Source organism: Sphaerisporangium corydalis, assembly GCF_025506355.1.
Lineage (GTDB): Bacteria > Actinomycetota > Actinomycetes > Streptosporangiales > Streptosporangiaceae > Sphaerisporangium > Sphaerisporangium corydalis.
On sequence record NZ_JANZYP010000094.1, the window covers coordinates 23,046 to 29,045 of the forward strand.

Annotated in this window: 4 protein-coding genes; 3 read left to right on the forward strand and 1 reads right to left on the reverse strand. The window is 69.9% G+C overall.

Translation table 11 applies throughout. From position 1 onward, the window contains the following. Nucleotides 1–2,775 precede the first annotated feature (2,775 nt). The 3 genes from NYZ98_RS41650 to NYZ98_RS38650 all read left to right on the forward strand — a co-directional run bounded on the left by NYZ98_RS41650 (nt 2,776) and on the right by NYZ98_RS38650 (nt 5,552). Nucleotides 2,776–4,602 (forward strand): polymorphic toxin-type HINT domain-containing protein, encoded by a 1,827-nt coding sequence (locus NYZ98_RS41650; protein ID WP_407696444.1) that lies wholly within the window; start codon nt 2,776–2,778, stop codon nt 4,600–4,602. Then, the gene (locus NYZ98_RS38645) at nt 4,599–4,940 is read left to right on the forward strand and encodes a hypothetical protein (RefSeq protein ID WP_262849990.1); all 342 of its coding nucleotides are present in this window, start codon (nt 4,599–4,601) and stop codon (nt 4,938–4,940) included. Before NYZ98_RS41650 ends, NYZ98_RS38645 begins: the two co-directional genes overlap by 4 nt. 201 nt (nt 4,941–5,141) lie before the next feature. Beyond that, the gene (locus NYZ98_RS38650; RefSeq protein ID WP_262849992.1) at nt 5,142–5,552 is read left to right on the forward strand and encodes a VOC family protein; all 411 of its coding nucleotides are present in this window, start codon (nt 5,142–5,144) and stop codon (nt 5,550–5,552) included. Nucleotides 5,553–5,593: 41 nt separating this feature from the next. Here the strand turns inward: NYZ98_RS38650 and NYZ98_RS38655 are convergent. Then, nucleotides 5,594–6,000 (reverse strand): LamG domain-containing protein (locus tag NYZ98_RS38655; protein WP_262849994.1); only part of this gene is annotated, 407 nt, incomplete at its 5' end.

Here is a 6,000-nt window from a genome sequence, read left to right on the forward strand (position 1 = left end):
GGCTACGGCAAGGTGCGCGTCACCCACGGCGAGGCCCCCGAGCGGCTCTCCCAGTCGGAGTTCATCTACTTCCGCGGCATGGACGGCGACGAGCTGCCCGATGGCGGCACCCGTGACGTGAAGGTCACCGCCTCCGACGGCACGCCGGTCGACGACGCCGACGCCCTGCAGGGGCGCGCCCACGAGGAGATCCACTACGACGGCCCCGGTGGTCCCGCCATGAGCGGCACCATCACCGGCTACTGGGTGAAGCAGACCGCCAAGCGGGTGCGCTCCTGGGGGACGACGACCGCGACCATGGTGCGGGAGAACCAGGAACGCGTCCGCACGGCGCTGGCGTCCGGCGGCTGGCGGTACACCTCGACCGGCACCGTCTACAACACCGACGGCCTGCCCACCCAGGTGGACGACGTGGGCGACGAGTCGGCCGCAGGCGACGACCAGTGCACCCGCACCACCTACACCGCCCGTGACGACGCCAAATGGCTGGTCTCCTACGCCTCCCGCGTGGAGACCGTCGCCAAGGCGTGCGCCGCGACGCCCGACCGGCCCGGCGACGTGCTCTCCGACGTGCGCAAGTACTACGACGGCAAGGCGCTCGGCGCCGTGCCCGCCAAGGGCGACGTCACCAGGACAGAGAAGCTCGGCTCCTGGAACGGCGGCCCGCGGTACGTCACCGTCGGCACCACCACCTTCGACGACTACGGCCGGCCTCTGGTGGTGACCGACGCCTCCGGCGGCACGACGACCACCGCCTACACCCCGGCGACCGGCCTTGCCACCGTCAAGCAGGAGACCGACGCGGCCGGCCACGTCACCAGGACCGAGATCGAACCCGCCTGGGGCCAGCCGGTCGCCACGCTCGACGTCAACGGCAAACGCACCGACCTGGCCTACGACCCGCTGGGCCGGCTCACCGATGTGTGGCTCCCCGGCCGCGCCAAATCGTCCTACACGGCCACCCCGAACATGAGGTTCGGCTACCTGATCCGCGCGGACGGGCCGGCCTCGGTGTCCACCTCGGCACTCCGCAACGACGGGACGAACTACACCACCGGCTACGCCCTGTACGACGGCCTGCTGCGCCACCGGCAGACCCAGCAGCCCGCGCCGGGCGGCGGCCGGGTCGTCGCGGACACCTTCTACGACACCCGCGGCCTGGCCGGCAAGAGCAACCAGGAGTACTACGCCGAAGGCTCGCCCGGCACCACCCTGTGGAAGCCGGCCGACGACAACGACGTCCCTGGACAGGACGTCACGCTGTACAACGGCATGGAATGGCCCACCGCGCAGATCTTCCGCAAGCGCGGCCAGGAACAGTGGCGGACCACCACGACCTACGGCGGCGACCGGGTGAGCGTCGACCCGCCCACCGGGTCCACGCCGATCACGCGGATCACCGACGCGGACGGCCGGCTCGTCGAGCTCCGGCAGTACAAGGGGGACGGCCCCAGCGGGGACTACGACGCCACCCGCTACACCTACACCCCCACCGGGCAGGCCGCGACGGTCAAGGACGCCGACGGCAACACCTGGAGCTACCACTACGACCTGCTCGGCCGCCTCGTCCAGGTCGACGACCCCGACAAGGGGACCGCGAAGCTGGGCTACGACGACCGGACCGACTGGCCGCGCACGGTCACCGACGCCCGCGGCACGAGCATGTCCTTCACCTACGACGCCCTCGGCCGCAAGACCGCCGAGTACGAGGGCACCTCGGCGAGCGGCACCAGGCTCGCCGAATGGACGTACGACACCCTGCTGGACGGCAGCGTCGTCAAGGGCCAGCCGACCTCATCGACCCGGTACGTCAAGAACGCCGCCACGGGCGCGATGGACCCCTACATCACGGCCGTCACCCGCTTCGACGACGCCTACCGGCCGCTGCAGACCCAGACGATCATCCCCGCCGCCGAGGGCGCGCTGGCCGGCACCTACACCACCGGCAGCGACTACAACCTCGACGGGACCGTGCACCGCACGGTGCTGCCCGCGGCCGGCGGGCTGCCCGGGGAGACGATGCTCTACGACTACGACGAGCTCGGCGATCCCACAACCACGCGCGGCCTGAACCCGTACGTCACCGCCAGCACCTATTCCAAGCTCGGCGACCTGCTGGACATGACGCTGTCCAGCGGCGGCAAGCGGCTGAAGGAGACCAACTTCTACGAGGAGGGCACCGGCCGGCTCACCCGGTCGCTGTTCGAGCGGGAGACCTCCCCGATCTCGGTGGCCGACACCAACTACACCTACGACGACACCGGCAACATCACCCAGATCGCCGACACGCCGTCCGGCCAGACGCCCGACGTGCAGTGCTTCCGGCAGGACCACCTGCAGCGCCTGACCGAGGCGTGGACCCAGGGCGGCGACTGCGCGGCGACGCCGTCGGCCGCCGTGATCGGCGGCCCCGCCCCGTACTGGCAGTCCTTCGGCTACGACCGGCTCGGCGAGCGCACCAAGGAGGTCGACCACCAGACCGGCGGCGACGTCACCAAGACCTTCAGCTACACCGGGCCCGGCAAGCCTCGGCCGCACACCCTGACCTCGGTCGCCTACCAGGGCGGGGAGCGCGACGGCCAGACCGACGCCTACGCCTACGACGCCGCGGGCAACACCACCGAACGCGGGTCCGGCCGCACCCTCGAATGGGACGTCGAAGGCCACCTCGCCAAGTCCACCGACCCCTCGGGCGTCAGCACCTTCGTCTACGGCGCCGACGACGATCGGCTCATCCGCCGCGACCCCACCTCGACGACCCTCTACGTCGCCGGGATGGAGATCCGGCTGGAGAAGACCACCCAATCCAAGAGCGCGACCCGCTACTACAACCACGGCGACCAGGTCGTCGCCGCCCGCACCAGCGGAAAGGGCCTCACCTGGCTCGCCGGCGACCACCACGGCACCACCGACGTCTCGGTCTCCGACGACGCCGCCCAGACCCCCCTGCGCCGCCGCTTCGACCCCTTCGGCCGGCAGCGCGGCACGCCACCGTCGTTCTGGCCCGGTCAGCGGGGCTTCGTCGGCGGCGTCATCGACGAGTCCACCGACCTCACCCACCTCGGCGCCCGCGAGTACGACGCCGAGACCGGCCGGTTCATCTCCGTCGACCCCGTCTTCGACAACGGCGACCCCCAAAGCTGGAACGGCTACTCCTACGCCGGCAACAACCCCGTCACGGTCAGCGACCCCTCCGGCCTCGACGGCCCGCTGTCGGGAAACCAGGACTGCTACTACGCCGGCAAGAACTGCGGCGGTGGCGGTGGCAAGAACCCGGGTGGCGGTGGTGGCGGCGGTCCCCCGGCGCCGAGCGCCCCACGCCACTGCGGCACCTTCAGCTTCGGCTGCAAGGCGAAGAACATCTGGGAGCAGCACAAGGCCACGATCGTCAACGTCGCCGTCACCATCACCGTCACCGTCGGCTGCGAGGTGGCCACGGGCGGGGTCGGGAGCGTCGGCTGCGCGGCCGCGGGCGGAGCCGCGGGAAACATGGCCGGCTACCTGGTCTCGACGCCGCGCGACCAGTGGAGCGCGGGCGGCGCCTTCAAGGCCGCGGCGATCGGCGCGGTCAGCGGCGCGGCCGGCGGCTTCGCGGGCAAGGCCGCCTCGGCGGCGATCGGCAAGCTGGCCACCACCTCGGCGGGCAAGGTCGTCGCCGGAGCGCTCGGCAAGGCGGCCGGCAAGGCCAGGGCCGCCCTGGGCAAGGCGGGCGGCGCCGCGGACGAGGCCGCCGAGGGGGCGGCGGCCAAGGCGTCGGCCAGGGCGGCGGCCAAGTCAGGGGGCAAGCCGCGCGCCGGCTCCGGATCCCCGCGGGGCTGCAGCAGCTTCGTCGCCGGCACCATGGTCAAACTCGCCGACGGCTCCACCAAGGCCATCGAGAAGATCAAGCCCGGCGAGAAGGTGCTGGCCACCGACCCGCTGACCGGCCGGACGGCTCCCCAGCCCGTCGTCGCCGCCTTCACCGGCGTCGCCTACCTCAACCTGGTCCAGATCACCGTCGACACCGACGGCAGGAAGGGCGACGCCACCGCCGTCATCCTCGCCACCGAGCACCACCTGTTCTGGGACACCAAGGACAGGACCTGGGTCCGCGCCGAGGACCTCACCACCGCCGACCGCCTCCGAACCCCCGGCGGCCGTTCCCTCTCCGTCGTCACCACCACCCCCCGCGCGGCCCACCCCCCCGTCCACGACCTGACCGTCGCCAACACCCACACGTATTATGTGCTGGCAGGGACGAAGCCGGTCCTCGTTCACAATTGCGGCAAACGTATTTACCAGCCCAATCCGAAGCATGGGTCCCAGGCGCGGGCGACCTCTCGCGGCGGGAGCAGCAGGGCACCATCTGACGGTCAGGGCGCCCTGGACAACTCGGTCCAGATCAAGCCGACGTCCGTGCGTCGAGTCGGTGTGGATCCGAGCAATGGTGATGCCGTTATTCTGGACCGCACGGAGGTGGTCAATTGCGGCTGCACGATCGCAGACGGAACGAATGAATTCTTCCATGGGCATGTGCGTGAGGACATCGACACAGATAAAGGCATGCAGCTCGCGAAGAATGCGTTGCGACGCGCCATCAATTCGGGGGATATCATACCGTGAGCGATGACATATCTCCGGACCTGGAATGGCGCGCGGAAATGCTGGAAGCGCTCGCGAGCGGAGACGTATCTCGATCGACGCGAGCGCTCCTCTCGCTGACGTACAACGATCCGGACCGTGCCTGGATGGAAGATCTACTGATGGAGCAACTGCGAGAGGGAAACGATCCTCAGTTGCGTATGCTGGCCGTAACCTGCATGGGCCACCTCGGCAGGTTGCACGGGACCGTCAGCGCTCGGCTGCTCGCCTTCCTGAACGGACTTCTGGACGACCCGGTGCTAGGTGGTACCGCGGAGGACGCGATCGGTGACATCGGGGATTTCGCCACGGTGATCTGACCCGGCAGGCCGCGTGTCCCGGACCAAGTGGCCGCTAACGGACGTCGGTGCGCAGCCGGCCTTGCTCTTGGGCTCGCATGATGGCCTGGACGCGGGTCGTGACGCCCATCTCCTGGTAGAGGGACCGCGGTAACCGGAACATGGCGCGTTCCGAATAGCCGACGCGGCTGGCGAAGCATGACGTCGTGGCAAGCTCATGGGATGCTGCGACTCACCGACTTCATCATCGACTGCCCGGACACCATGAAGCTGGCGGCCTTCTACTCCGAGGTGACAGGCCGCCCGATCAAGGAAGGCGGCCACGAGAACTGGGCCGGTATCCAGTTCGGCGAGATCGAGCTGGCCTTCATCCGGGTGGACGACTACCGCGCCCCGCGGTGGCCCGACAGCGAGCACCCCAAGCAGTTCCATCTCGACTTCGAAGTGGACGACATCGACGCCGAGCAGCGCCGCGTCCTCGACCTCGGCGCGACGCTGCATCAGGACTCCATCGGCCCCGAAGGCTACGGCTGGCGGGTCTACACCGACCCGATCGGCCACCCCTTCTGCCTGTGCCACAACAAGGGCGTCACCTGGACCGACCAGGGCCCGATCTGGCCCAAGCGCGGCTAGAAGCGCCGCTCCGGACGCCGCCGGCGTCCGGAGCGGCGGGTTCAGCCGTCGTTCATGATGGCCCTGATGCGGGCGGCGTCGGTGATGCCGCCCACGTAGGCGCGGACGTCGTCGATGACGCCGGCGAAGGCGCCGGCGTAGCCGTCCAGGTACTTGTAGCGGCCGATGGTGAACGCTCCCTGGGCACTGATCCCGGTGACGGTCTGGGAGCCGGCGAGGGTGCCGTCGACGAACAGCATCATCGTGGAGGTGGCCTTGTCCCACGTGCCGCACAGGTGCGTCCAGGTCCCGGCGGTGGCGAGGCCTTGGGCGGCGACGGTCGTGTACTGGCTGTCGGTGATCCCGATCACGAACTCCCAGTGACCCTGGGCGTTGGTGCGCAACCAGAACCCGCTGGACCTGGAGGCGTCCTGACTGAACACCGCCCGGTAGGTGAGGTTCGCCACCG

Coding starts and splice junctions, on each gene's coding strand:
- NYZ98_RS41650 (WP_407696444.1), top strand. CDS start 2,776: ATGGAGATCCGGCTGGAGAAGACCACCCAATCCAAGAGCGCGACCCGC.
- NYZ98_RS38650 (WP_262849992.1), top strand. CDS start 5,142: ATGCTGCGACTCACCGACTTCATCATCGACTGCCCGGACACCATGAAG.